Below are 22,629 nucleotides of genomic sequence, written 5' to 3' on the forward strand. Positions count from 1 at the left end.
ACCTGCCCCGCCGCCAGCGTGGCCAGCGCCGCCCGCGCCGACGAGCGGGTGCAGGCGTAGCGGTCCTGCAGGTCGATCTGGCGCAGCCATTCGCCGGGGCGCAGCGCCCCCAGCAGGATGTCGCTGCGCAGCCGTTCGGTGACATCGGCGGCGGCGATGGTCTCGGTCTTGCTCACGTCCTCTCTCCTCAGCGGTCGGCGGCGAAGACCACCGCATCCTGTTGCCGGATCCAGATCCGTCCCGCCCCGCGCGGCTGCGGCACCTCGACGCTCAGCCGGATCGCGGTGCCGGCCACATGGGCCTCTTGTTCGAAGTGATCGCCCAGATAGCTTTCAGCCCCGAACTCCACGTTGATTTCAGACGCATTTTCGCACGGGGTGCAACTGACGAGATGCGGACGCATTGCCAGAAGCTGATCGCCCGTCGCCAGCGCACCCGTCGGGGTGCGGCCGCGGATCGCCTGCCCGTCGGGCAGCGTGACGGTGCAGGCGCCCGGCTCGGCCACGGCCTCGCCCTTGACCGCCAGCAGGTTGGCATTGCCGATGAAGCTGGCGGCGAAAGGGTGTTGGGGATCGGTGTAGATCTGTTGCGGCGTCCCCAGTTGCACCACCTTGCCTCCACGCATGACGACGATGCGGTCGGACATGGCCAGGGCCTCGTCCTGGTCGTGGGTGACATAGATCGTGGTCAGGCCCAGTTCGCGCTGGATGTCCTTCAGCCAGATCCGCGCCTGCTGACGCAGCTGCGCATCAAGGTTGGACAGCGGCTCGTCCAGCAGCAGCAGCGGCGGGCGGAAGACGATGGCGCGGGCCAGCGCCACGCGCTGCTGTTGCCCGCCCGACAACTCGCCCGGGTAGCGTTTCGCCAGCGGGCCCAGCTCGACCAGCTCCAGCGCCTCGGCGATGCGGCGGCCGCGCTCGGTCGCGCCCACCCTGCGCAGCTTCAGCGCCATGCCGACGTTGTCCTCGACGCTCAGGTGGGGCCAGAGCGCGTAGCTCTGGAACACCACGCCGAAACCGCGCGCCTCGGGCGGCAGGTAGGCCCCGGTGGCGGCATCGGCCAGCACGCGCTCGCCGAAGGTGATGCGCCCGCCGGTCGGCTGGTCGAGACCGGCGACAGAGGCCAGCGTCGTCGACTTGCCGCAGCCCGAGGGGCCAAGAAGGGTAAGGAATTCGCCCTCCTGCACGGTGAGGTTGATGCCGTCGATGGCCAGCGCCTGGCCGTAGCGGCGCGAGAGGTCGGAGAGAACGAGTTCAGTCATAGATCTTAACCTTGAAGAGGACGCGGGCGAGGATCAGCAGCACGGCGATCAGCACGATCTGGAAGGAGGCGAAGGCGGCCAGCGGCCCCACGTCCCCGTTGGTCCAGAGCGAGAGCATCGACACGCCCATGACCTCGAGCCCCGGGGCCATCAGGAAGATGGCGATGATGTAGGACTTCAGGTGGAAGACGAAGAGCAGGATGAAGCTGCCAAGAAGCGCCGGTTTCAGCAGCGGCAGCAGCACGATGCGCATCGCCCCCAGCCAGTCGGCGCCGACGGTGCGCGCGGCCTTGTCGAGGTCGCGGCCGATCTGCACGATGGCGGGCTGGATCACCCCGAGCGCCAGCGGCAGGGTCGCCATGACATAGGCCACGACGATGATGCCGATATTGCCGCGCAGCCAGCCCATCGGGGGCAGGATCACCGCGGCGTAGAAGATGCCGAGGCCGGTGATCATGCCGGGCACGATGCGCGGCGAATAGGCCAGCGCCTCAAGCGTGCCGGCCCAGCGGAAGTCGGATCTCTGGATCACCAGCGCCACCGCCACCGCCAGCAGCGTGCCGAGGCTGGCCGAAAGCAGCGAGATCTCAACCGTGTTCCAGATCGCGCGGATATTGGCCTCATCCGCGAAGAGCTTGGTGAAGTTGTTCAGGGTCAGCACCTTGGAAACCGGCACCAGCGGCGACAGGAACGAGGTGAAAGCGCGCAGGATGATGCCCGCGATCGGCACCACGACCGTCGCCAGAAGCACCGCGGCGAAGAGGCCCGCCAGCGGCCAGCGCAACTTGCCGAGGCTCAGCACCATGGGGCGGGTGCCCTTGCCCTTGACGGTCTCGTAGCGGTGGCCGTGGCGCAGCAGCAGGCGTTGCACGATCAGGGTCGAGCCGACCAGCGCCATCAGCAGCAGCGACGAGGCCGCGACCAGCCCGTGGTTCGGGTTCGAGGCCGCGATGCCCTCGCCGTAGAGGAAGGTCGACAGGGTGTCGATCCGCGCCGGCCGGGCGAGGAAGAGCGGGATCGATAAGGTCTCGACCGCGATCACCAGATTCAGCGCCGTCGAGGTGATGATCGAGGGGATCATCAGCGGCAGGGTGACCTTGCGCAGCACCTGCAGCGGGCCGGCGCCGACGGTGCGGGCCGCGCTCTCCAGCGTCGCATCGACCGAGCGGACGGCGCCGTAGAGGCAATAGAGATAGGCCAGCGGGGCCTGGCTGATACCGGCGACGACGGACATGCCGGCGATGGAATAGAGGTTCCAGGGCGCGGTGCCACCCATCTGCTGCGCGATGGACTGGGTGATGAAGCCCGAGGGGCCGTACATCACGACCCAGCCCAGGGCGAAGATCAGGTGCGACAGGTAGAGCGGCCACATCAGCACGTCGCCCATGACCTTGCGCCCGGGCATGTCGGTGCGCCCGATCAGCAGGGCGGCGGCGATGCCCAGCACCTCGGCGATGACGACGCTGAACAGCGCGAACAGGCCGGTGGTCAGGGCGATGCGCCCGATACGCTCGTCGCGGACAAGCTGGGCGATATTGTCCAGCGTGAACTGCCAGCCCTCGGAGTAGAGCGGACGGTCGACGACCACCTGCAGCAGGATCGGCAGCGCGGGCGCCAGCATCAGCGCGGCGGTGATGGCGAAGATCAGCCACTGCGCCAGGCGCGCCCGGTCGAAGGGCGGCGCGGCGCCGGGGCTGGTTCCGGTGACAGGCAGGAGAGCCATGGATACGTCCTTTCACGGGGGGACCGGCGCCGGGGAGCGGGCGCCGGTCCCTGGTCTCACATCTTGAAGGCTTCGCCCCAACGGGCGTTGAAGGCTTCGAAGTTGGCGACCATCTCGGGATCGTAGTCGACGAGGATCAGGTTCTCTTCGCCGCCGATGGCCTCGATCACGTCATCCAGCGAGAAGGCGTTCTCGCCCTCGGGTTCGACGCCCGGACGGTAGGCCGTCAGGTTGCCGGCGGCGACACCGTACTGGCCCGCCTCGGACAGGACGAAGTCCAGGAAGACGCGGGCGGCCGCGGCATGCGGTGCGCCCTCGGTGATGCCCATGCCGCGCAGGAAGACCGGCGTGCCGTCCGAGGGGAAGGTCCAGCCCAGCACCTCGCCGAGGCCATCGCCCAGCTTGCCGAAGACCACCGGGCCCGAAACGAAGAACGAGGAGGCCAGCTCACCCGTCAGGGTGCGCTCGATCATGCCGCCCGCGCCGCCGCCGGGGCGGGTCAGCGGACCAGCCGAGGCGAACCAGTCCCATGCGGCATCGCCGTGGAACTTGGCGAAGGCATAGCCGATCGAGCCGCCGAAGGCATAGCGCCCGTCATAGGTGCCGATCTTGCCCTCGAAAACCTCGGGGTGGGCGACGATATTGCCGAAGTAGTCCTCCATGGCGCTGACCTGCAGCTCTTCGGGCACGGTGATCTTGTTGTAGATCGTGACCATCGGGTCGGCCGAGAAGGTATAGAGACCCGCCTCGGGGTAGGACCATTCCGGCAGGTTGGCCTGTTCGGGCGAGGCATAGTCGGCCAGGGTCCCGGCCTCGACGGCGCGGATCCAGTCGGGGATCGAATTGGCGATGATCAGGTCGGCGCTTTCGACGCCGGTGCCGGTCTCGGCCTGGTAGCGCGAGAAGGCCTCCGAGGGGCCCATCTCGATGGATTGCACGTCGATGTCCGGGTAGGCCTCGTTGAAGGCCGCAACCACGGGGCCGAGGTTGGCATTCGAGAGGTTGGTGTAGATCAGCAGCGAGCCCTCGGTCTGGGCCTGGGCGATCAGTTCGGCATAGTCGGCGGGATAGCCCGCGGGCACCTCCTGCGCCTGGGCGGCAGAGGCGGCGAGAAGGGCGGCGGCCCCGGTGATCCAGTAACGGGTCATGTGACACTCCTGTTGGTGGTCTGGATGGTGCTTGCTTTTTCTTCGTTCAGCCAGTCCCGCAGGATCTGCGCGGCAGCCTCGGCGCAGGGGGCAAGCCTGTGCCCCACGCCTGGAATTTCGGTGAAGATGACCGGCGTGCCATGGGCCGCAAGGTCATCGTGCAGGGCGCGGGCGCGCTCTTGCCGGCTGGCCCCGGCCAGCCCGGCCCGGGCGGCGCCGAAGCGGGTGCCGGGGGCGCGGTCGACAAGGCCCGCGGCGCGGTCCTCGGCGCCGATCAGGATCGCGGTGCGCAGCCGGGCCATCCCGGCAAGGTCGGGGCTTGCGCCAACCGCGGCCTCGGCTCCGGCCAGGCCGGGCCACCAGTCGACATCGGGGCGCAGCAGGGTGACGCCTCCGGGGGCCGCCAGGATCAGGCCGTCAAGCCGCGCGGCGCGGAACAGCGCGTAGCGCTGCGCGAACTGCGCCCCGCCCGAGAAGCCGAAGAGCCAGGTCCGCGCGGGCGCGGCCGGAAGCCGGGACAACGCATCGGCCAGTATCGCATCCATCAGCGCCAGGTAATCCGCCCCGCCCCCGGTCAGGAACTTGTAGTCATCGCCCGTGTCCTCGCCCCCGATCCGGGCGGGAAAGACCGGCGCCAGCAGGGTGACATCGCCCTCCATCCCCAGTCCCTCGACCAGCCCGCGCAGATCGCGGTCGCTGCCATGGGCGGCGATCACCAGCGGCGCGCCGGGCCGCTGCGAGGGCCGCAGCACGTAGCGCCACGGCGTGCCGGGCAGTCCCTCTACGGGCAGCCCGGCCAGCCGGTCTTCGGCGTCGTTCCGTGTCGCGGTGTCGTCTGGGGAAGTCATGCAGGGCCTTTCAGCAAGGGAGAGTCGGGGCGGCGGCGCCAATGGCGTCATCTTTGTCGCCCAAATTGGCACCAATTTGAGCCATGTCAAATTCTTTGCCGCCCGTGGCGGCCACGGACCGGGCCTCAGGCTTCATGGGTCACCGCTGCCAGCACGCGGGTCTGCGACAGCACCGGCAGGCGGCGGCGGGTCTCGGCGACCTGTTCGGGGTCGATCTCGGCCAGGATCACGGCCGGCTCGTCTTCCGCCGCCGCCAGCACCTCACCCATGGGAGAGATGATGCGCGACTGCCCGAAGGTGGTGACGCCATCGCGGATGCCGCATTGCGCGGCGGCCACCACGTAGGAGCCGGTCTCGATGGCGCGCGCCTTCAGCAGGGTTTCCCAATGCAGTGGCCCGGTGATCGGCGAGAACGAGGCCGGGATCATCAGCACCGAGGCCCCTGCCCCGGCCAAAGCCCGGAAGAGATAGGCAAAGCGCAGGTCGTAGCAGATCGACAGGCCAAGCGTCAGGCCATCGGCCTCGCAGGTCACGGCCCCGCGTTCCCCAGGTGCCACGGCGCGGCTCTCGATGAAATCCCCGGCCCCGCCAAGCGCCACATCGAAGGTGTGCAGCTTGTCGTAGCGGGCCGAGATCCGCCCGTCGGGCGCGATCATGTGGCCCCGGTTCCAGGCCCGTCGGCCATCCTCGGTGCGCAGCAGAAGAGAGCCGGTGTGCAGCCAGATCCCCAGCTCGGCCGCCAGGTCGCGGCAGAGCGCCAGGGTCGTGTCCTCGGCCTCGGGCAGGCAGGTGGCGGGATAGGCCATCTGGTTCCGCAGCAGGATGTTGGCGGCCTCGGGCAGGCTGATCACCCGGGCGCCCCGCCCCGCGGCCTCGCGCACCAGGCGCGAAATCTCGGCGTTGTTGGCTGCCACATCGGCGGTGGAACACATCTGGATCGCGGCGAAACGGGTCATGCGCAGGCCCTTTCGAGGAAGCTGGCGACGGTGGCCATGCAGAGGTCATGTTCCTCGACATGGGGCATATGGCTGGACTTGCCCAAAAGCACCCATTCGGCGCCCGGGATCAGCTCGGCATAGGCGCGGGCGGCACGCGGGGTGGCCTCGTCGTGCAGGCCGGTCAGCACCAGGGTCGGGGCGGTGACCTGATGCAGGCGGTCCTCGATGGTCCAGTCCTTCAGGGTGCCGATGACGTGGAATTCGGTCGGGCCGTTCATCGTGTGATAGACCGTCGGATCGGCGGCGATGGCATCGAAGGTGGCGACCACCTCGGGCGGCCAGGGGTCCATGCGGCAGACATGGTTGCGATAGAAGACATCGGTGGCGGCAAGGTAGTCGGGATGCGCGAAATCGCCGGTTTGCTCGTAGGTCAGCAGCGTCTCGTGAATGCCCCCCGGCAGATCACGACGCAGGCGCAGCGCCTCTTCCACCCAGGTCGGGAAAGAGCTGGGAGAGTTCGCGATCACCAGCGCCTTCAGCCCCTGCGGGCACAGCACCGCATGTTCGGCCGCCAGCATGCCGCCCCAGCTCTGGCCCAGCAGGCAATAGCCGTCGCGGATGCTGAGGTGATCCAGCAGGGTGTCCAGCTCGGCCAGGAACAGCTCGACCGTCCAGAAATCCGCCCCCGCCTCGGGCAGGTGGGTCGAGAGGCCGTTGCCCAGCTGGTCGTAGTGCACCACGGCGCGCCCGGTCGCGGCCAGCGCCTTGTAGGCATCGACGTAGTCATGGGTACAGCCCGGGCCGCCATGGGCGATGACCAGCGGCGGCAAGGGGCTGCCCAGGTCTCCGGTCACCCTGTACCAGGTCTGATGGCCGCGGAAGGGGCAGAAGCCCTCCTGGGGGGTCACGTCTTGCGGCATCCGTTTCTCCTGTCGGTCGTTCGGCTGATCCTGCGCGATCGGTGCCCCGCCAGGTAAGCTGCAAGATCTTGCAGGGTGCCCGGGCTGCCACGCCCCGCTAGCCTGCGCCAAACAGCGGAGATCCCCATGACCAGCCTGCGCCAGACACTGCTTGAGGGCACCCGCCTGCCCGGGGCCTTCCTCTTCCTCGGCAACCCCGATGTCGACGAGGTGATGGCCCTGGCCGGCTTCCCGCTGCTGATCGTCGACCGGGAACATGCCGCCGCCGACCTCTCGGGGGCGCTGCACGAGTTGCGGGCTATCCGCGCGGTCAGTGGCGCCTTCGTCATGGCGCGGGCCCGGGACGGCTCGGCGGGGGCGATCAAGCCGCTGCTGGATGCGGGGTTCGACGGCGTGATGGTGGCCGATGTGCGCAGCGCCGCGCAGGCCCGTGCCATCGCCGAGGCCGCCCGCTATGCCCCGCTGGGCCGGCGGGGCGCGCAGTTCACCGTCTCGCGCGCTGCGCGCTACGGGGCCGACACGGATCACGCCGCCCGCGCCAATGCGGGGCTGCTGGTCGCGGTGATGATCGAAAGCCGCCAGGGCCTTGAGGCCATCGAGGAGATCGCCGCGGTGCCCGGCATCGACATGCTGTTCCTCGGCCCGCTCGACCTGACGACGGACTACGGGACCTTCGGCGACCTCGCCTCTGCCGCGCTGGCCGATGCGCTGCGCGAGGCCGAGGCCCGGGTACGCGCCACCGGCTGCCTGCTGGGCGGCGCCTGCCTGCCGGGAGAAAGCCCCCAGGACCTTTTCGCGCGCGGTCACGTGCTGGTCAGCGCCACCTCGGATGTGGGCCTGCTGCGGGGGGCGGCGATGGCGGCGGCGGCTCAGGCGATCCAGCCCTGACGCGTGGCGATGGCCACCGCATGGCTGCGGTTGCGCGCCCCCAGCTTCGCCCCTGCCGCCTGCAGGTGCTTGACCACCATGCTTTCCGACCGGCCGAGCGCATGGGCGATCTGCTTGGCCGAGAGCCCCTCGGCGGTATGGGCCAGGCATTCGGCCTCACGCGGAGAGAGCGGTCCGCGATCCGGCGCCCGCCCGGCCGAGATCCGGTCCTGCAGGCGGAAGGCGTCCAGCGCGAAATGGGCCAGACGGTCGGCATCCGCCGGAGCATCGAGAAAGGCGCTGAGCGTGGCGAAGCCCCGCCCCGGCAGGTGCAGCGGCACGGTCATGCCGCGCCCCAGCCCCCAGGACAGCAATCGCTCGCGCACCTCGCCGACATCGGCGCGCGCCAGATCCGGCCCGATCTCCGAGGGCTCGCCGGCGTGGTAGCTCCAGTAGAACGGGTGCAGCAGCCGCGCCGCGCGACCCTGCACCGGGTCCGCCCGATAGAGCGCCCGCCCGCACCAGTCCTCCAGCAGCCGCTCGGCCGCGCCTCGGGCCTCGATCACCTCGGGCAGGGTGAAGCGCGCCGGGTCGGGCGAGAAGGGCACCGGGGAATAGTCATAGACCAGCCCCAGTACCCCTGCCCCCATGCGGGCCTGCAGGGCATCGACGTGGCGGGCGGCCGCGCTCATCCGGCGCGCTCTTCGGCGCTCAGTCGGGCGACCATCTCCGAGGCGCCGGACAGCTGGCCGATCTTCTCGCCCCGCGCGACCCCGGCGATGGTGCGGTCGGTCAGGGCCTGAAGCGCTTCGGCGCGGTCCAGCACGCCGGGCAGGTCGGCGGCGTGCAGGCTCACCACGCCAAGCGCATCGGCCAGCACCGCATCGCCCGGCAGCACCGGCACGCCGCCGACGCAGGCGGGCCGGTTCAGCGCCCCGCCCTGACCGGTCAGCCGCGTGGTCAACACGGCGGTGCCACGGCTGAAGACCGGCAGGCCGAGCGCCTGCAGCTCGGCGGTATCCGTGTGACAGCCGTCGATCACCACCCCCGCCGCGCCCGCATTGCGGATCGCCATGGCAACGCCGCCTCCCAGGCAGGCCGCCCGGGTATCGCCGCGCCGGTCGATGACCAGCACGTCTCCGGGCCGCAGCAGCCCCGCCGCATGGTGCAGCAGCGTCGAATCGAAGCCCGGCAGCGTCAGCGTCACCGCCGTGCCGACAAGGCGCGCCACCGGCCCGACCGGCGCGATCCCCGGATCCATCACCCCGCGGTCGAGGAAATGGCCCAGCAGGACGGTCTCGAAGGCCGCGAGGCGCGACAGGCGGTCGGCCGGCACGGGCTCTGGCATGGGGGCGATGGCATAGGTCATGGAAACTCCGGTCGTTTTCCCTATCACGCACCGCCGCCCTGCCCCCGGTCCACTTGAATTAACGGATCAGGCCGATAGAATTTCCTGATCACCTGTGGCACCACCGGAGCGGCCCATGCAGATCCACAGCCTTCGCACCTTCTACTGGGTCACCCGGCTTTCCTCTTTCCGGCGCGCGGCGGAGGTGCTGAACATCTCGCAGCCCACGGTCTCGGCCCGCATCCGGGGACTGGAAGAAGAGCTGGGCGTCACCCTGCTGGACCGCACCGGCGGACTGGCCCTGACCGCGCCGGGGGAAGAACTGCTGGACTATGCCCGACAGGTGCTGCGCCTGACCGAGGACCTGTCCTTTCATCGCAGCCCCGACGTCCGCGCCACCCGTCTGCGCCTCGGCGCGAACGGCCCCGTGGCCGCAACATGGCTGATGCCCATGGTCCGCGACCTTGAAACCCGCCACCCCGACCTGCGCCTCGAGATCGAGGTCAACCAGAGCGCCACCCTGCTGCGCCATCTCTCCTCGGGCCAGCTCGATATCGGTTTCGTCACCCCGGGCGCGGCGGCACCGGGGCTGCGCCTGACCCCGCTGGGCAGTTTCGCGATGACCTGGGTCGGCGCGGCGGGGCAGTTTCCCGGCCGGATGAGCGACGAGCAGATCGGCGCCTCTCCGATCATCGGCTACAGCTGGGATTCGCCGGTGCACGGCACCACCCATGCCCCCGCCTTCGGCCCCGGCCGCCACCACCGCTTCAGCCAGAGCGACAGCCTGTTCATGATGATCCGACTGGCGGTCGAGGGCGCGGGCCTCGCGCTGGTGCCCGAGGCGGCGGTGGCGCGGGAAGTGGCGCGAGGCGACCTCTGCCGGATCACCGCGGAAACCCCGCCGCAACCGCTGAGCCTCGCCGCCGCACAGCGCCGCGAAAGCCGGGGCGCCGCCGCCGAAAGCGCCCTGCGCTATGCGCTCGCGGTCAGCAGCACGACGACGGGCATGGCGGCGGGACCGGAAGAGACGAGACCGGAAAAGACGGGGATACCCCCGTTCAGCTCCTGAGCACCTGCAACTCAAGCACCGTGCCCTCGCCGAGATGCACGGTGTTGTGCGCCACGCGGCTGCCGCGCGCGGTGCCCTCGGGTTCCCCGGTGTTGAAGTTGATATCGTACTTGGGGAAGTTCGACGAGGAGATGTCCAGCCGCAGCCGGTGCCCGGCCTTGAACAGGTTCACCGTGGCGAAGGGGGTGATGGTGATCTCGAAGGCACCCTCGTCCGGCGCGACCAGCTCGGGACGGTCATAGCCCTTGCGGTAGCGCACCCGGAAGATGCCGTCGGTCACATTCATCGCGTAGCCGCGCGGGTAGTCCGATGACGGAGGATAGACATCCACCAGCTTGGCGGTGAAGTCGGTATCCGGCGCATCGGTCGAAACCTTCAGGCGGATCGTCACCGGCCCCGCCACCAGCAGGTCCCCGGCCAGCGGCGCGGTCTGGAAGGACAGCACGTCGCGGCGCGCGATCAGCGGCATCCCGGGATTGGTGCAGCCGAAGAAGCGCGCATCCTCGGTCTGATCGAAGGCGCCCCCCTCGAAGATCGGCTCGCCCGAGGTCAGCGAACCGCCGATCGTCGGCACCGGATTGACCGGGTCATAGGCATAGCCCATCTCGCCCGCGGCCGGGGTCGCCGACAGCGACATGTCGGGCGCCGGGTAGAGGCGCAGCGCCTCTGCCTCGGGGATCGGCCAGTCGGAGGCCTCGATCCAGTGGCCGCCGTGATCCAGGTGCCCCTCGGGCGTCTTGCGGCCCGAACCGCCGCCCATGACGAAAAGGTGCACCCGCTCGTCACGCAGGCTCTCGGCCTGGTCCTGATCCTTCAGCCAGCGGGCGAAGAACTTCAGGCGGAAGGCCAGCCAGTCCTCGTCGACCTGGCCGTCGAAGACCGCCGCGGGGCCGAAATCGACATCGCCGAAGATCCGGCGTGAACGGTTGCCATGGGTCCAGGGGCCCATGATCAGGGTCAGCGGCCGGGCGGCAGAGCCCTTGAGGCCGGTGTAATTCTCAAGCGTGGTCTGCACGTAGGCGTCATACCAGCTGGACATGAAGATAATCGGGATCTTCGGGAAATCGTGGTAATAGCCCGCTGCCCAGATGCCGGTCTTCTTCCAGAAGTCATCGAAGGTGCCGTGCTGCCACTGGTCCAGCAGGTAGCCCTCGTAATCGGGATCCCAGCGGACCGGAGAGCGGCCCCTGGTCCAGGGGGTGCGGGTCATCCAGCCGGCGAGGTCCTCGGCCTCGATGGCGCCCAGGACGGCGGGATCGGCCGCGGCAAGCGGCGCTTCCATGGCGCGATTGTAGGCCCAGGTGGCCTGTTTCATCTCGAGCGCGCCACCCTGGCGGATGCCGCAGGTGAAGGCGTTCGAGAAGCCGCCCGAGTCGACCGCCATGCAGGCCAGTCCCGGCGGGTTCAGGCAGGCCATGGCCATCTGAACATGGGCGTCATAGCTCAGCCCCATGGTGCCGACGCGGCCATTGCCGAAGTCCTGCGCCGCGATCCAGACCATGCTGTCATAGCCGTCCTCGGCCTCGTTGAGGTACTTGGTGAAGCTGCCCTCGCTGTCGTAGCGGCCCCGGCAGTCCTGCCAGATCACCACGTAGCCCTCGGCGACCAGCTTGATGGCCAGTTCGGGGCGGCTGTAGGGGGTGGGGCGCGCCACGGAGAGCTCGGTCCGGGGCGTGCCCGCCTTGTCATAGGGCGTGCGTTCGAAGATCACCGGACGGGGCGCGGGATCCGCCCCGCCATCGGCGCCAGCCGGGCGATAGACATCGGTGGCAAGGCGCACGCCGTCCCGCATCGCAACCATCACGTTGCGATGCACGACCACCCCCGGCGCAACCGGCTCGGCCGGCGTCAGGGAAGCTGTTTCAAGCAGGGTATCAGTGGGGGTGGTCATGGGGATCATTACTCGGCAGAGGTCACTTTTTGCGGCAGGGTCTGTTCGGACAGACCGGCGTCGATGGTCAGCCCGTCACGCAGGCCCCAATGCACCTTCTGCCAGTAGAGCGGCACGATCGGGGTCTCGTCGAAGACCAGCTTGGTGGCGTCTTCCAGCTTGGCGATGCGGGTCTCGGGGTCGAACTCCTGCAAGGCGTCGGCCAGGGCCGCGTCGAAGGCGGGCGAGGAGAAGCGGACGCGGTTGAAGGCGCCCTTGCCGGCCTCCTTGTCGTAGGTGTGCAGCAAGGACTGCAGGTTCGGCGCCGAGGTCGGCGTGGAGGAGCCAAGCGAGAAGACGAAGGCACCGTAGTCGCCCGCCGAGGCGGCCTTGGAGTAGACCGAGTAGGGCAGCGCTTCGACGCCGTTCACCTTCAGGCCACCGCGCGACAGCATCTGGCCAAGCGCCTGCACGAGGTCCCCGTCGCCGGGGAAGCGGTCGTTCGAGCTGTAGAGCGTCAGGCCGAAGCCATCGGGATAGCCGGCCTCGGCCAGCAGTTCCTTGGCCTTGGCCACGTCCGGCGTGTCGGCCGGCACATCGGCGTTGTGACCGCCAAGCGCGTCCGGCACCAGCTGGCCCGCAGGCACGCCCGAGCCGCCAAGGATGCGATCCACGATCAGCTCGCGGTCGATCATCAGCGAGATCGCCTTGCGGACGCGGGCGTCCTTGAAGGGATTCTCAGCCAGCGGGTTGCCATCGAGATCGGTGACGGCCGGCGCCTGGTCGAAGCGCATCGACAGGCCCAGGTAGATCACCCGGCCCGAAGCCGTCGAGAAGACATGCATCCCGTCGGTGCCCTCAAGGCGCGCCACATCCTGCGGCGGCACCGCGTCGATCACGTCGACCGCGCCCGACAGCAGCGCCGCAACCCGGGCCGCGTCGTTCGAGATGTAGCGGATCTCGACCTCGTTGAACTCGGGCACGGTGCCCCAGTAATCGGCATTGGCGTGCATGGTCAGGGTCTCGCCCGGCTTCCACTCTTCCAGCACGTAGGGGCCGGTGCCGACGGCGGTGGCGGGCGACGAGAAGTCCTCGCTTGCCTTGCCCTCTGCGGCGGCCTTCGAGATGATGAAGACGCGGCCGATGTCCTCCATCAGCGCCGGGTTCGGCACGTTGGTGGTGATCTTGACGGTCAGGTCGTCAACGGCCTCGACGGTGGCCAGCGAGGACACCATGTCGGTGTAGGGCGCGGGCGAGTTCGGCACCTCGTCGGCGCGTTCCAGCGAATAGACCACGTCGGCGGCGGTGAAGGGCGACCCGTCGTGGAAGGTCACGCCTTCGCGCAGCTTCAGCAGCCAGGTGGTCTCGTCCTGGATCTCCCAGCTCTCGGCGAGGCCGGGGGAGACCTGGAGGTTCTCGTCGAAGGCCACCAGGCGGTCGAAGAACATGGTCGAGGTCATCTGGTTGTTGCCGGTCCGCGAAAACTGCGGGTCGATAGAGCTTTGCTCGGAGGCGCGGCCGATGGTCAGATCGGCGGCCCAGGCAGGCATCAGCCAGGTGGTGGACAGAAGGGCCGCAAGGGCGGCGGTCTTGGTCAGGCGCATGGGTTGGCTCCTTGTTGGTCAGTCGATTGCGGGGATGTCGCCGGTCGTGACGCCGGCTTCGGAAAGTGGCCGCCCGGTGCCGCCATCGAGGTGGCAGGCAACGGAATGACCGGGGCTGGCCTGGGTCAGCGCCGGACGCTCGGTCCGGCACCTGTCCATGGCGAAGGGGCAGCGGGGGTGGAAATGGCACCCCTGCGGCGGGTTCACCGGCGAGGGGATTTCCCCCTTCACCGAGGAAAAGCGGTGGCCGCGCCGGTCGATCCGGGGGATCTCTTCCAGCAGGGCCTGGGTATAGGGATGGCGCGCCGCGTCGAAGATGCGGTCGGTGGGGGCGGTCTCGACCACCCGGCCGAGGTACATGATCACCACCCGGTCCGAGATGTAGCGCACCACGGACAGGTCATGGCTGATGAAGAGCAGGGTCAGCGACAGCTCCTCGCGCAGCCGCACCAGCAGGTTGATCACCTGCGCCTGGATCGAGACATCCAGCGCGGCGATGCTTTCATCGCAGATCAGGAAATCCGGGTTCACGGCCAGCGCGCGCGCAATGCCGATGCGCTGCCGCTGCCCGCCCGAGAACTGGTGCGGATAGCGGTTGGCCATGGCGGGATCGAGACCCACGAGCCCCATCAGCCGCTCGACCTCTGCCCGCACCTCGGAGCGTTTCACCAGCCCGTGCAGCCGGGGCGCCTCGCCAATGATGTCCACGACCTTCTTGCGCGGGTTCAGCGAGGACATCGGGTCCTGGAAGATGATCTGCGTGGCAAGGCGCATGGCGCGCGCCTCGGCGCCCTTCAGCTTGGCGATGTCCTTGCCGTCGCGGGCGACCTGACCGGAGGTCACCGGCAGCATGCCCGCCACGACGCGGCCCAGGGTGGACTTGCCGCAACCGCTCTCGCCCACGAGGCCCACGACCTCACCCTCGGCGATCTGCAACGACACGTCGTCCAGCGCATGGACGGTCGGCGGCTCCTCGGCCAGCCCGACGCGCATGGCAAGGCGCTCGGCCAGGTCGGTCTTGCGGCGGAAATGCTTGGTGACGCCCGCCACCTCGATCATCGGAGCGGTCCCGGTCATGCCATGGCCTCCTCTTCAAGCGGGTGGAAGCAGCGCCAGCCCCTGCCCTGTGCCTCGGTCTCGGCCGGTTCGGACAGGCAGGCCTCGGTGGCGCGGGCGCAGCGGGGGCGGAAAGGGCAACCCTCGGGGCGGCCAAGCGGCGGCGGCGCATTGCCGGGGATCTGGCGCAGCGGCTGGCCGCGGTCGTTCTCCATCGGCAGGCTGTCGATCAACCCGCGGGTATAGGGGTGGCGCGGGGTGTCCAGCACCTCGTCCACGGTGCCGCGCTCGACGATGCGGCCCGCGTACATGACGGCCACCTTGTTGGCGAGCTGGCCGACCACGCCCAGGTCGTGGCTGATCCAGATCAGCCCCATGCCCATCTCGCGGGTCAGGGTCTGCACCTCGGAGAGGATCTGGCTCTGGATCGTCACGTCCAGCGCGGTGGTGGGCTCATCCGCGATGATCAGATCGGGCTTGTGCAGCAGGGCGATGGCGATGGCGACGCGCTGGCGCATCCCGCCCGAGAACTCGTGCGGATAGGCGTCGATGCGTTCATCGGGGTGCGGGATGCCGACCTGGCACAGGGCGTCGCGGGCCTTGGCGCGGGCCTCGGCCTTGCTGACCTTGGCATGGGCGCGCACCGTCTCGATCATCTGGGTGCCGATGCGCAGAACCGGGTTCAGCGTCATCATCGGGTCCTGGAAGATCATCGCGATGCGGTTGCCGCGCAGGTCGCGCAACCGACGCGGGCTGGCAGAGCGCAGGTCCTCGCCAAGGAAGCGGATGTCGCCCTCGACCACCCGGCCCGGCGGATCGACCAGACCCAGCAGCGAGAAGCCGGTGATCGACTTGCCCGAGCCGCTTTCGCCGACCAGGCCCAGGATCTCGCCGCGCTCCAGCGTCAGGTCGACGCCATCCACGGCCTTGACGGTGCCTTTCGGCGTTTCGAACCATGTGCGCAAGCCGCGCACTTCCAGAAGGGGATCACTCATTGCGCCAGCCTCGGGTTCAGGATTTCACGCAGGCGGTCGCCGACGATGTTGACCGAGAAGACCAGCACCAGCAGCAGGAGGCCCGGGTAGACCGACATCCAGTAGAGCCCGGCCAGCATCACCTGGTAGCCGTTCGAGATCAGCAGCCCGAGCGAGGGCTGGGTGATCGGCAGGCCGATACCGAGGAAGGACAGCGTGGCCTCGGCGGCAATGGCGCTGGCGACCTGGATGGTGCCGATGACGATCAGCGGCGGCAGGCAGTTGGGCAGGATGTGCCCGCCCATGATGCGCCAGGCGGGGATGCCCAGGCAGCGGGCGGCCTCGGCATATTCCTTGCCGGATTCGACCAGCGCCGTGGCCCGGACCGCGCGGGCGAAATAGGCCCATTGCACGAAGACCAGCGCCAGGATCACCTTGCCGACGCCCTGCCCGAAGACCACCAGCACCATCAGCGCCACGAGGATCGTCGGGAAGCCCAGCATCAGGTCGACGAAGCGCATGATGAAACTGTCGAGGAAACCGCCCCGGTAGGCGGCGATCAGGCCAAGCGCCGTGCCGACCAGCATCGCCAGCAGACCCGAGGTCACGCCGACCGCCAGCGAGGTGCGCAAGCCATAGAGCATGGCCGAGAACATGTCGCGCCCCTGCCCGTCGGTGCCGAGGATGTAGGTCATCCCCGAATAGCCCTCGGACATCGGCGGCAGCTTGGCGTCGAAGAAATCGATCTCGTTCAGATCGTAGGGGTTCTGCGGCGCGATCAGCGGCGCGAAGATGGCCGAGAAGACGAGGATCAGGCAGATCACCGCCGCGATGGTCGCCTTGGGGCTGGAGAGCAGGCCACGCAGGATGCGCGCTGCCATGCTCTCGCTCTTGCGGAGGAAGGTCATGGTCATGATGCGCGGCTCCGGATGCGGGGATCGAGCAGCGAATAGAGCACGTCGACGATCAGGTTGATGACGATGAACATCGCGACGATCACCAGGATGTAGGCAACGACGATGGGCCGGTCGAGCATGTTGATGCTGTCGATGATCAGCTTGCCGACACCGGGCCAGGCGAAGATCGTCTCGGTGACGACCGCGAAGGCGATGAGGCTGCCGAACTCGATGCCCAGCACGGTGACGATGGGGATCAGGATGGTCTTCAGCACATGCACGAAGAGGATGCGGCGCTCGCTGATCCCCCGGGCGCGGGCGTATTTCACGAAGTCCAGCGGCATGGTCTCCTGCACGCCGGTCCGGGTCAGGCGGATCACCAGGGCGATCTGGGCCAGCGCCAGGTTGGTGGCGGGCAGCAGCAGGTGGATGAAGCCGTCCCAGGTGGCATAGCTGGTGCGGATGCCAAGGATGTCCCCGGTCTGGCCGCGCCCGGTCGAGGGCAGCCAGCCCAGCCAGACGGCGAAGATCATGATCAGCATCATGCCCTGCCAGAAGTTCGGCAGAGAGAAGCCCAGGATCGAGCCGGTCATGATCGACTCGTCCGTCACGCTGCCGGGCTTCACACCCGCGATCAGCCCCAGCGGGATGCCGAGGATCAGCGACAGGATCAGCGAGGTCGTCACCAGTTCCAGCGTCGCCGGCAGGCGCTCGAAGATCACGTCCAGCGCCGGGCGGTTGTAGACGAAGCTGCGGCCGAAATCGCCCTGCAGCGCCGAGGTGATGAAGTTCAGGTATTGCAGCGGCAGCGGATCATCGAGGTGCAGCGAGGCGGCAACCTGGGCGCGCTCGGCCATCGAGGCATCCGCGGGCAGCAGGATCTCGAGCGGATCGCCGATGGCGTAAACCCCGAGGAAGACGACAAGCGAGGTGATGAACAGGACCAGAATGGCCTGAAGTACCCGGCGGAGGATGAAGACCGTCATCGGGCGCCGTCCTGGCCCGGGTGGTCCGACATGTTCTGAGGCATGGCTTGCTGTGCTGTGTCCCTGTTTTCGGAACAGCTTGTGCGAAGATTCTCATATATGCAATATTATGAGAAATATGCCCAAACATATGCGCAATTCGCATATCCAAGCGGAGCCCAGGATGCAGCTCAACCTTCTCGAAACCTTCCGCGTGGTGATGGAAAAGGGCTCGACCCTTGCGGCGGCGTCCGAGCTGGGGATCACCCAGTCCGCCGTGTCGCGGCGCATCGCCCAGCTTGAGGCAGAGCTGGACCTGGAGCTGTTCCTGCGCGACCGGGGGCGGCTGGTGCCGACGCGGGAATGCCATGCGCTGCAGGGGCAGATCTTCGGCATGGTCGACCGGGGTCAGCGCCTGCAGCATCTCGCGCGGGACCTGCGGCGGGGCAACTCCCCTGCCCTGCGGCTGCGGGTGGCGGTGCCTGCCAGCATGACGCTGTCGATCATGCCGCGCATCCTCAGCCGTTTCCTGGCCGAGAACGACCGCGTACAGGTCGAGCTGCACACCGGCCCCTATGACACCATCGAGCGCATGCTGCTGGACGACCGGGCCGAGCTGGGGTTCCTGCGCATCCCGATCCAGCGGGCGGGGCTGGCCATCCTGCCGACGATCTCGGCGCGCAGCGTCTGCGTGATGCCCGCCGGTCACCGGCTGGCCACCCGGGACGAGGTGAAGATGGAGGATCTGAACGGAGAGCCACTGATCCTGCTGGGGCGGATGCGCGCGCCGCGCCGGGATCTTGACGCGGCTTTCTGGACCGCCGGCCAGAGCCCCGTGGTGCGGATCGAGGCGCATTCGGTGATGTCGGCCTGCTCTCTCGTCGCCGAGGGGCTTGGCCTGACCATCGTCAACGGTCTGATGGCGCGCGACTTCTCCCATCTGCCGGTGGTGCAGAAGCCAATCACCCCGGCGATGACCGACCGGTTCGCCTTCGCCTTCAACGCCGAGATGCCCCTGAGCCAGGCGGCGGAGAATTTCATTGCCTGCGCCAACGGCTTCCTCGAAGAGCTGCTGGCCGAGGGGTGATCCCGGCGCGATCCCCGCGCCGGGACTGGTTTTCAGACAGAGCGGTTCGGAAACCGGGGTTCAGATCTTGAAAACCTTGCGGGCCACGTCCTCGTAGAAGGCCTTCTTCGCCGCGTCGCTGACGTCCATGTGATCGAAGACGCCGACCTCTTCGGGCACGTACTGCCAGGGGTAATCCATGGCGTACATCATGCGATCCTGCCCGATCACCTCCTGGACAAACTTCACCGGCGGGGCCCAGCCCACACCCGAAGAGGTGTAGTAGAAGTTGTCGATCAGGTAGTCCCAGGCGCGGCGCTTCAGCGGCTGCACGTTGGGATGGCGCCCGGTCTTCGAGATATGCCCGTGCATGTAGTCGATGCGATACAGCCAATAGGGCAGCGCCTCGCCGCAGTGGCCCAGGACGATGTTCAGCTTCGGGAAGCGGTCGAACAGCCCCGAGACCACCAGCCGCAGCGCATGCAGCCCGGTTTCGCAGGCGAAGCCGTAGACGGCGGCATCCAGGCAGCGCGGCAGGAAGGGGTCGATCATGTCGGCGGGCGGCGTGTTGGGGTGCAGGTAGATCGGCACGTCCAGCGCCTCGGCCGCCTCGAAGAGGCCCCAGTACTTCTCGTCATCCAGGTAGACGCCAAGGGTGTGGGAATTCAGGATGCCGCCGCGCAGGCCCAGCTTGGTCACGCCGCGTTCCAGCTCCTTCTCGGCCTCGCCGATGTCGAGCGGCGAGAAGGCCGCCAGCCCGACGAAACGGTCGGGATGGGCCGCCACGCCCTCGGCCAGCATGTCGTTGGCCATCCGAGCCAGCGCGGTGCCCTGGCTGGGCTCGAAGACCTGCACGCCGGGGCTGGAGAGTGCCAGCACCGCCATGTCGATGCCGGCCGCGTCCATGTCGGCCAGACGCTCCTCGCCCAGCGAGGTGATGCGGCGGTTGTGCGCCCGGGCCTTCTCGGTCTCGGACTTGCCGAAGAAGCCCCAGAGGCTCTGGAAGCCAGGATCGCTGATCGAGCCGTCATCGAGGCCCTTGATGTAGAGATCCTTGATCTCGGCGGGCAGCCAGGCCTCTTCGGTGGCGATCCGCTTGTAGGGCGGATTGGGATTGCGTGGCGGCATCTCGGGATAGCGGTTGCTCATGTGGTACGTCCTTCTTCAAGTGAACGGTTGGAGGGGCGCCCGCCGCTGCCCGCAACGCGGGTCAGCAGCCAGGCGACCGGAAGAGAGGCCAGCGCGCAGATCAGCGCCGGCAGGCTTGCAGGGGGCAGCACGGCGGTCAGGCCGCCGATGGCCAAGGCCAGGACACCGACCGCCAGCCGCCACGGCCCGCCGCCCCAGGCGCGACGGTTGGCCAGCACCTCGGCCAGCAGGAAGCCGGCGACCGCGACGGAAAGGGCCGAGACGGCGATCTCGTGCCAGCTGCCCTGCCAGACCAGCGCCGGGTTCAGCGCGAAGACGAAGGGCAGCAGGTAGGCGGTGACTGCCAGCTTCATCCCGGTCACCCCGGTCTGCCACATGTCCGACCCGGCGATGGAGGCCGCCGCGTAGCTGGCGATGGCGACAGGGGGTGTCAGCATCGACAGCAGGCCGAAGTAGAAGATGAACAGATGCGCGCTCATCTCGGCCACGCCGGCCTTGATCAGCGCCGGGGCCAGCAGGACCGAGATCACCACGTAGACGCCGGTCGTGGGCATGCCGACGCCGAGGATCACCGCCAGCGCGGCGGTCGCCATCAGCAGCGCCAGCAACCCGCCCGCCGCCGCGATCTTGCCGAGCGCCAGGGTCAGCGCGAAGCCCAGTCCGGTGACATTGATCGTGCCGATGATCACCCCTGCCACCGCGCTGACCAGGATCACCGGAACCAGCGTCTTGCCCGCGTCCGAGAGGATGCCCGCCCAGAAGCTGGCCGAAAGCGTCTCTCGCGGCGCGCGCAGCAGGTTCAGCGCCAGGGCCGCCAGCGCCGAGTAGAGCGCCGCCTTGCCCGGCCCGTAGCCCAGCACGAAGAGGAACCAGATCAGCACACCCAGGGGGGCCAGCAGCGGCCAGGCTCCGGGCAGCGTCGCCCGCAGGCGTGGCAGGGTCTCGCGCGGTTCGCCCTCGATGCCATGGGCGACGGCGTAGCGATCCACCTGGCGATAGAGCAGGTAATAGTAGAACAGCGCCGGCAGGAAGGCGGCAACGACGACCTCGCCGTAGCCCACCTGCAGGAACTCGGCGATGACGAAGGCCGTGGCCCCCATCACCGGCGGCGCGATCTGCCCGCCGTTCGAGGCCACGGCCTCGATCGCGGCGGCATGGCGGGCCGGGAAGCCCGCCTTCTTCATCATCGGGATGGTAACCACGCCGGTCGACATCACGTTGGCCACCGTCGAGCCCGACAGCGTCCCGAAGAGCGACGAGGCCAGGATCGCCACCTTGGCCGGCCCGCCCCGGCGATGCCCCATCAGCGACAAGGCCAGCCGGGTCATCGCATCCGATCCGCCCACGGCGGTCAGCACCACGCCGAACAGGATGAACCCCATGATCTGGTTGGCCGCCACGTTCAGCACCAGCCCCGGCACGCCGTTGGAGTCGCTGTAGACGTAAAGCAGGTAGCGGGCGGGCTTCAGGTAGGCGCCCTCGAACAGACCCGGAGCCAGCCAGCCCCAGAAACCATAGGCCATGAAGACCGCTCCCAGCACCGCCAGCACCATGCCGCAGTGCCGCCGCGTGGCCTCGAGCATGCCGGCGATGGCGAAGACCGCCGGCAGCCACTTCTCGGGGCCCCGCAGATGCGCCGTCAGCAGCCAGTCCTCGTAGTTCCAGGCCAGCCAGAGCCAGCCCCCCATGGCCGCGAGACCAAGGGCAAGGTCGGGCCAGCGCCAGGCGCCGGGCAGCGGGCGGGCGATGAGGCCCGCCAGCACCGCCAGGCCCAGGACGACGGCCAGGTACTGCTCGGTGATGACCACGGCACCCAGGCGCCCCGGCAGGTCGAGGATCCAGGCGATCCCCAGCACCGGAAGCGCCCCGGTGACGATCCGACTGATCATGACAGCTCTCCTTCGCCGTACCTACTGCAGGGCAGCGTCCCGGGCCGCGTTCTCCTCGGACCACAGGCCCTTGTCGGTGAAGAAGGCGACGGCGGCCGGGTGGTAGGGCACCGTGTTGGTCGGTGCGGCCATCAGCTCCTGCGCGGCGGCGGCCAGCGGCGGGTAGTCCGCCTTCAGCCCCGGCAGCCCGTCGTAAAGCGCCGTCAGGATCGCCGTTGCGTCCTCGTCCGACAGGTCGGCAGAGGTGGTCAGGTAGACGTCATAGGCCGAGACGGTCACGGGTTCGGTGATCTCGGGCATGCGCGGATTGGGAGCGACCTCCATCAGGTAGACCCCGTTGAAGAGATCGTTGATCGCGGCGCTCGTGGCGCTTTCGCCGGTGATCGACAGGTAGCGGATGCCGCCCGGGATCGTCGCATGGGCCTGCTGGGTGAGCGGAATGCCGACGGCGACGCCGGTGGCATCCACCGCGCCCTCGGTCAGCGCCTCCATGCCCTGGGACAGGCCGGCGACGGTGACGCCCTCGACCGCCTCCAGCGACAGGCCACCGGCTTGCAGGATCGCGGTGTTCACCCGTCCGGTGGCCGCCTGGGCCGAGAGTTCGGTGATGACCTTCTTGCCGGCCAGGTCAGCCACCTCGGTCATGCCGCTGTCGGCACGCACCACCAGCGCCTGGCGCAGCGGCCAGAGCCGGGCCAGCACGCGCATCCCCTCATAGGGGTCATTGCCGTATTCGCCGCGATACCAGGCCCCCACGTCGATCGACGAGTTCAGCCCCAGCGTCACCTCGCCCGCATCGATCAGCGGAATGTAGACCGAAGACCCGGTGAAGGGCTGGACGGTCACCTGCCGCCCCAGGCTTTCCTGCAACGAGGCCGCGATACCGCCGCCGATGGTATAGTAAAGCGTGCCCTGCGGGTTGGTGCCCAGGGTGATGCGCCCCTGCGCGCCCGCCGGAGCGGCCATGCCGATGGTCGCGGCCACCGCGCAGGCGGCAGCCAGAAAACGTGTGATCATGATATCCTCCCTTGCCGGCGG

General features: G+C 68.7%; 21 protein-coding genes. 3 read left to right on the plus strand and 18 right to left on the minus strand.

All coding sequences use genetic code 11. The features are described from left to right. The 7 genes from OS124_RS26495 to OS124_RS0108190 form a co-directional block, all read right to left on the minus strand. Positions 1 to 176 (minus strand): GntR family transcriptional regulator (locus OS124_RS26495; RefSeq protein ID WP_010139004.1); only part of this gene is annotated, 176 nt, incomplete at its 3' end. 11 nt (positions 177 to 187) lie between these two features. Next, positions 188 to 1,261 (minus strand): ABC transporter ATP-binding protein, encoded by a 1,074-nt coding sequence (locus OS124_RS0108165; RefSeq protein WP_010139005.1) that lies wholly within the window; start codon positions 1,259 to 1,261, stop codon positions 188 to 190. After that, positions 1,254 to 2,984, minus strand: coding sequence for an ABC transporter permease (locus OS124_RS0108170; protein WP_010139007.1), 1,731 nt, complete (start codon positions 2,982 to 2,984; stop codon positions 1,254 to 1,256). Before OS124_RS0108170 ends, OS124_RS0108165 begins: the two co-directional genes overlap by 8 nt. 56 nt (positions 2,985 to 3,040) lie before the next feature. Then, positions 3,041 to 4,132, minus strand: a complete 1,092-nt coding sequence (locus OS124_RS0108175; RefSeq protein WP_010139008.1) for an ABC transporter substrate-binding protein — start codon at positions 4,130 to 4,132, stop codon at positions 3,041 to 3,043. After that, positions 4,129 to 4,980, minus strand: a complete 852-nt coding sequence (locus tag OS124_RS0108180; protein ID WP_010139009.1) for a hypothetical protein — start codon at positions 4,978 to 4,980, stop codon at positions 4,129 to 4,131. Before OS124_RS0108180 ends, OS124_RS0108175 begins: the two co-directional genes overlap by 4 nt. A 125-nt stretch (positions 4,981 to 5,105) precedes the next feature. Next, positions 5,106 to 5,936 (minus strand): carbon-nitrogen hydrolase family protein, encoded by an 831-nt coding sequence (locus OS124_RS0108185; protein ID WP_010139010.1) that lies wholly within the window; start codon positions 5,934 to 5,936, stop codon positions 5,106 to 5,108. Continuing rightward, entirely contained in the window at positions 5,933 to 6,838 is a 906-nt protein-coding gene (locus OS124_RS0108190) for a proline iminopeptidase-family hydrolase (RefSeq protein ID WP_010139011.1), read from the minus strand. The genes OS124_RS0108185 and OS124_RS0108190 overlap by 4 nt, the downstream gene beginning before the upstream one ends. Before the next feature lie 126 nt (positions 6,839 to 6,964). On the opposite strand from OS124_RS0108190, the gene OS124_RS0108195 reads away from it, so the two are divergent. Continuing rightward, positions 6,965 to 7,726 carry an HpcH/HpaI aldolase family protein gene (locus OS124_RS0108195; RefSeq protein WP_010139012.1) on the plus strand — a complete coding sequence of 254 codons (762 nt, stop codon included), beginning with the start codon at positions 6,965 to 6,967 and terminating at the stop codon, positions 7,724 to 7,726. Here OS124_RS0108195 and OS124_RS0108200 read toward each other — a convergent pair. Both OS124_RS0108200 and OS124_RS0108205 read right to left on the minus strand, forming a co-directional pair. After that, complete coding sequence (locus tag OS124_RS0108200) at positions 7,708 to 8,397, minus strand: helix-turn-helix transcriptional regulator (protein ID WP_010139013.1); 690 nt, start codon at positions 8,395 to 8,397, stop codon at positions 7,708 to 7,710. The genes OS124_RS0108195 and OS124_RS0108200 overlap by 19 nt on opposite strands. Then, positions 8,394 to 9,074 carry an RraA family protein gene (locus tag OS124_RS0108205; protein WP_010139014.1) on the minus strand — a complete coding sequence of 227 codons (681 nt, stop codon included), beginning with the start codon at positions 9,072 to 9,074 and terminating at the stop codon, positions 8,394 to 8,396. Before OS124_RS0108205 ends, OS124_RS0108200 begins: the two co-directional genes overlap by 4 nt. A gap of 115 nt (positions 9,075 to 9,189) precedes the next feature. On the opposite strand from OS124_RS0108205, the gene OS124_RS0108210 reads away from it, so the two are divergent. After that, the gene (locus tag OS124_RS0108210; RefSeq protein ID WP_010139016.1) at positions 9,190 to 10,122 is read left to right on the plus strand and encodes a LysR family transcriptional regulator; all 933 of its coding nucleotides are present in this window, start codon (positions 9,190 to 9,192) and stop codon (positions 10,120 to 10,122) included. On the opposite strand, the gene OS124_RS0108215 is transcribed toward OS124_RS0108210, so the two are convergent. Genes OS124_RS0108215 through OS124_RS0108240 form a run of 6 tightly spaced genes read right to left on the minus strand, consistent with a single transcriptional unit; the run spans position 10,112 to position 17,508 of the window. Further along, entirely contained in the window at positions 10,112 to 12,013 is a 1,902-nt protein-coding gene (locus OS124_RS0108215) for a CocE/NonD family hydrolase (RefSeq protein WP_083834566.1), read from the minus strand. The genes OS124_RS0108210 and OS124_RS0108215 overlap by 11 nt on opposite strands. A gap of 8 nt (positions 12,014 to 12,021) precedes the next feature. Beyond that, positions 12,022 to 13,596: an ABC transporter substrate-binding protein gene (locus OS124_RS0108220; protein ID WP_010139018.1), complete on the minus strand. Its 1,575-nt coding sequence runs from the start codon at positions 13,594 to 13,596 to the stop codon at positions 12,022 to 12,024. Positions 13,597 to 13,614: 18 nt separating this feature from the next. Further along, complete coding sequence (locus OS124_RS0108225) at positions 13,615 to 14,673, minus strand: ABC transporter ATP-binding protein (RefSeq protein ID WP_010139019.1); 1,059 nt, start codon at positions 14,671 to 14,673, stop codon at positions 13,615 to 13,617. Next, on the minus strand, positions 14,670 to 15,647 hold the full coding sequence (locus OS124_RS0108230; RefSeq protein ID WP_010139020.1) for an ABC transporter ATP-binding protein: 978 nt from the start codon (positions 15,645 to 15,647) through the stop codon (positions 14,670 to 14,672). The genes OS124_RS0108225 and OS124_RS0108230 overlap by 4 nt, the downstream gene beginning before the upstream one ends. Further along, positions 15,644 to 16,540: an ABC transporter permease gene (locus OS124_RS0108235; protein WP_010139021.1), complete on the minus strand. Its 897-nt coding sequence runs from the start codon at positions 16,538 to 16,540 to the stop codon at positions 15,644 to 15,646. Before OS124_RS0108235 ends, OS124_RS0108230 begins: the two co-directional genes overlap by 4 nt. Then, positions 16,537 to 17,508 carry an ABC transporter permease gene (locus tag OS124_RS0108240; RefSeq protein WP_010139022.1) on the minus strand — a complete coding sequence of 324 codons (972 nt, stop codon included), beginning with the start codon at positions 17,506 to 17,508 and terminating at the stop codon, positions 16,537 to 16,539. Before OS124_RS0108240 ends, OS124_RS0108235 begins: the two co-directional genes overlap by 4 nt. Positions 17,509 to 17,671: 163 nt before the next feature. Here OS124_RS0108240 and OS124_RS24065 point away from each other — a divergent pair, with 163 nt between their 5' ends. After that, the gene (locus tag OS124_RS24065) at positions 17,672 to 18,574 is read left to right on the plus strand and encodes a LysR family transcriptional regulator (RefSeq protein WP_168161447.1); all 903 of its coding nucleotides are present in this window, start codon (positions 17,672 to 17,674) and stop codon (positions 18,572 to 18,574) included. A 60-nt stretch (positions 18,575 to 18,634) separates the two neighbouring features. On the opposite strand, the gene OS124_RS0108250 is transcribed toward OS124_RS24065, so the two are convergent. The 3 genes from OS124_RS0108250 to OS124_RS0108260 are packed head-to-tail and all read right to left on the minus strand — an operon-like array spanning position 18,635 to position 22,608. Then, complete coding sequence (locus tag OS124_RS0108250; protein WP_010139024.1) at positions 18,635 to 19,702, minus strand: amidohydrolase family protein; 1,068 nt, start codon at positions 19,700 to 19,702, stop codon at positions 18,635 to 18,637. Beyond that, the gene (locus tag OS124_RS0108255; protein ID WP_010139026.1) at positions 19,699 to 21,591 is read right to left on the minus strand and encodes a TRAP transporter permease; all 1,893 of its coding nucleotides are present in this window, start codon (positions 21,589 to 21,591) and stop codon (positions 19,699 to 19,701) included. The genes OS124_RS0108250 and OS124_RS0108255 overlap by 4 nt, the downstream gene beginning before the upstream one ends. A 21-nt stretch (positions 21,592 to 21,612) precedes the next feature. Then, positions 21,613 to 22,608 carry a TAXI family TRAP transporter solute-binding subunit gene (locus OS124_RS0108260; protein WP_010139027.1) on the minus strand — a complete coding sequence of 332 codons (996 nt, stop codon included), beginning with the start codon at positions 22,606 to 22,608 and terminating at the stop codon, positions 21,613 to 21,615. Positions 22,609 to 22,629: the final 21 nt, after the last annotated feature.

It is taken from the genome of Oceanicola sp. S124 (assembly GCF_000220565.1).
In the GTDB taxonomy this organism is placed as follows: domain Bacteria; phylum Pseudomonadota; class Alphaproteobacteria; order Rhodobacterales; family Rhodobacteraceae; genus Pseudooceanicola.

What these genes read in the sequence shown, in the direction of transcription:
- OS124_RS0108180 (WP_010139009.1), bottom strand. Translation starts at nt 4,980, where the DNA reads ATGACTTCCCCAGACGACACCGCGACACGGAACGACGCCGAAGACCGG.
- OS124_RS0108235 (WP_010139021.1), bottom strand. Translation starts at nt 16,540, where the DNA reads ATGACCATGACCTTCCTCCGCAAGAGCGAGAGCATGGCAGCGCGCATC.
- OS124_RS0108225 (WP_010139019.1), bottom strand. Translation starts at nt 14,673, where the DNA reads ATGACCGGGACCGCTCCGATGATCGAGGTGGCGGGCGTCACCAAGCAT.
- OS124_RS0108240 (WP_010139022.1), bottom strand. Translation starts at nt 17,508, where the DNA reads ATGACGGTCTTCATCCTCCGCCGGGTACTTCAGGCCATTCTGGTCCTG.
- OS124_RS0108175 (WP_010139008.1), bottom strand. Translation starts at nt 4,132, where the DNA reads ATGACCCGTTACTGGATCACCGGGGCCGCCGCCCTTCTCGCCGCCTCT.
- OS124_RS0108165 (WP_010139005.1), bottom strand. Translation starts at nt 1,261, where the DNA reads ATGACTGAACTCGTTCTCTCCGACCTCTCGCGCCGCTACGGCCAGGCG.
- OS124_RS0108215 (WP_083834566.1), bottom strand. Translation starts at nt 12,013, where the DNA reads ATGACCACCCCCACTGATACCCTGCTTGAAACAGCTTCCCTGACGCCG.
- OS124_RS0108260 (WP_010139027.1), bottom strand. Translation starts at nt 22,608, where the DNA reads ATGATCACACGTTTTCTGGCTGCCGCCTGCGCGGTGGCCGCGACCATC.
- OS124_RS0108200 (WP_010139013.1), bottom strand. Translation starts at nt 8,397, where the DNA reads ATGAGCGCGGCCGCCCGCCACGTCGATGCCCTGCAGGCCCGCATGGGG.
- OS124_RS0108190 (WP_010139011.1), bottom strand. Translation starts at nt 6,838, where the DNA reads ATGCCGCAAGACGTGACCCCCCAGGAGGGCTTCTGCCCCTTCCGCGGC.
- OS124_RS0108195 (WP_010139012.1), top strand. Translation starts at nt 6,965, where the DNA reads ATGACCAGCCTGCGCCAGACACTGCTTGAGGGCACCCGCCTGCCCGGG.
- OS124_RS0108220 (WP_010139018.1), bottom strand. Translation starts at nt 13,596, where the DNA reads ATGCGCCTGACCAAGACCGCCGCCCTTGCGGCCCTTCTGTCCACCACC.
- OS124_RS0108185 (WP_010139010.1), bottom strand. Translation starts at nt 5,936, where the DNA reads ATGACCCGTTTCGCCGCGATCCAGATGTGTTCCACCGCCGATGTGGCA.
- OS124_RS0108170 (WP_010139007.1), bottom strand. Translation starts at nt 2,984, where the DNA reads ATGGCTCTCCTGCCTGTCACCGGAACCAGCCCCGGCGCCGCGCCGCCC.
- OS124_RS24065 (WP_168161447.1), top strand. Translation starts at nt 17,672, where the DNA reads ATGCAGCTCAACCTTCTCGAAACCTTCCGCGTGGTGATGGAAAAGGGC.
- OS124_RS0108255 (WP_010139026.1), bottom strand. Translation starts at nt 21,591, where the DNA reads ATGATCAGTCGGATCGTCACCGGGGCGCTTCCGGTGCTGGGGATCGCC.
- OS124_RS0108205 (WP_010139014.1), bottom strand. Translation starts at nt 9,074, where the DNA reads ATGACCTATGCCATCGCCCCCATGCCAGAGCCCGTGCCGGCCGACCGC.
- OS124_RS0108250 (WP_010139024.1), bottom strand. Translation starts at nt 19,702, where the DNA reads ATGAGCAACCGCTATCCCGAGATGCCGCCACGCAATCCCAATCCGCCC.
- OS124_RS0108210 (WP_010139016.1), top strand. Translation starts at nt 9,190, where the DNA reads ATGCAGATCCACAGCCTTCGCACCTTCTACTGGGTCACCCGGCTTTCC.
- OS124_RS0108230 (WP_010139020.1), bottom strand. Translation starts at nt 15,647, where the DNA reads ATGAGTGATCCCCTTCTGGAAGTGCGCGGCTTGCGCACATGGTTCGAA.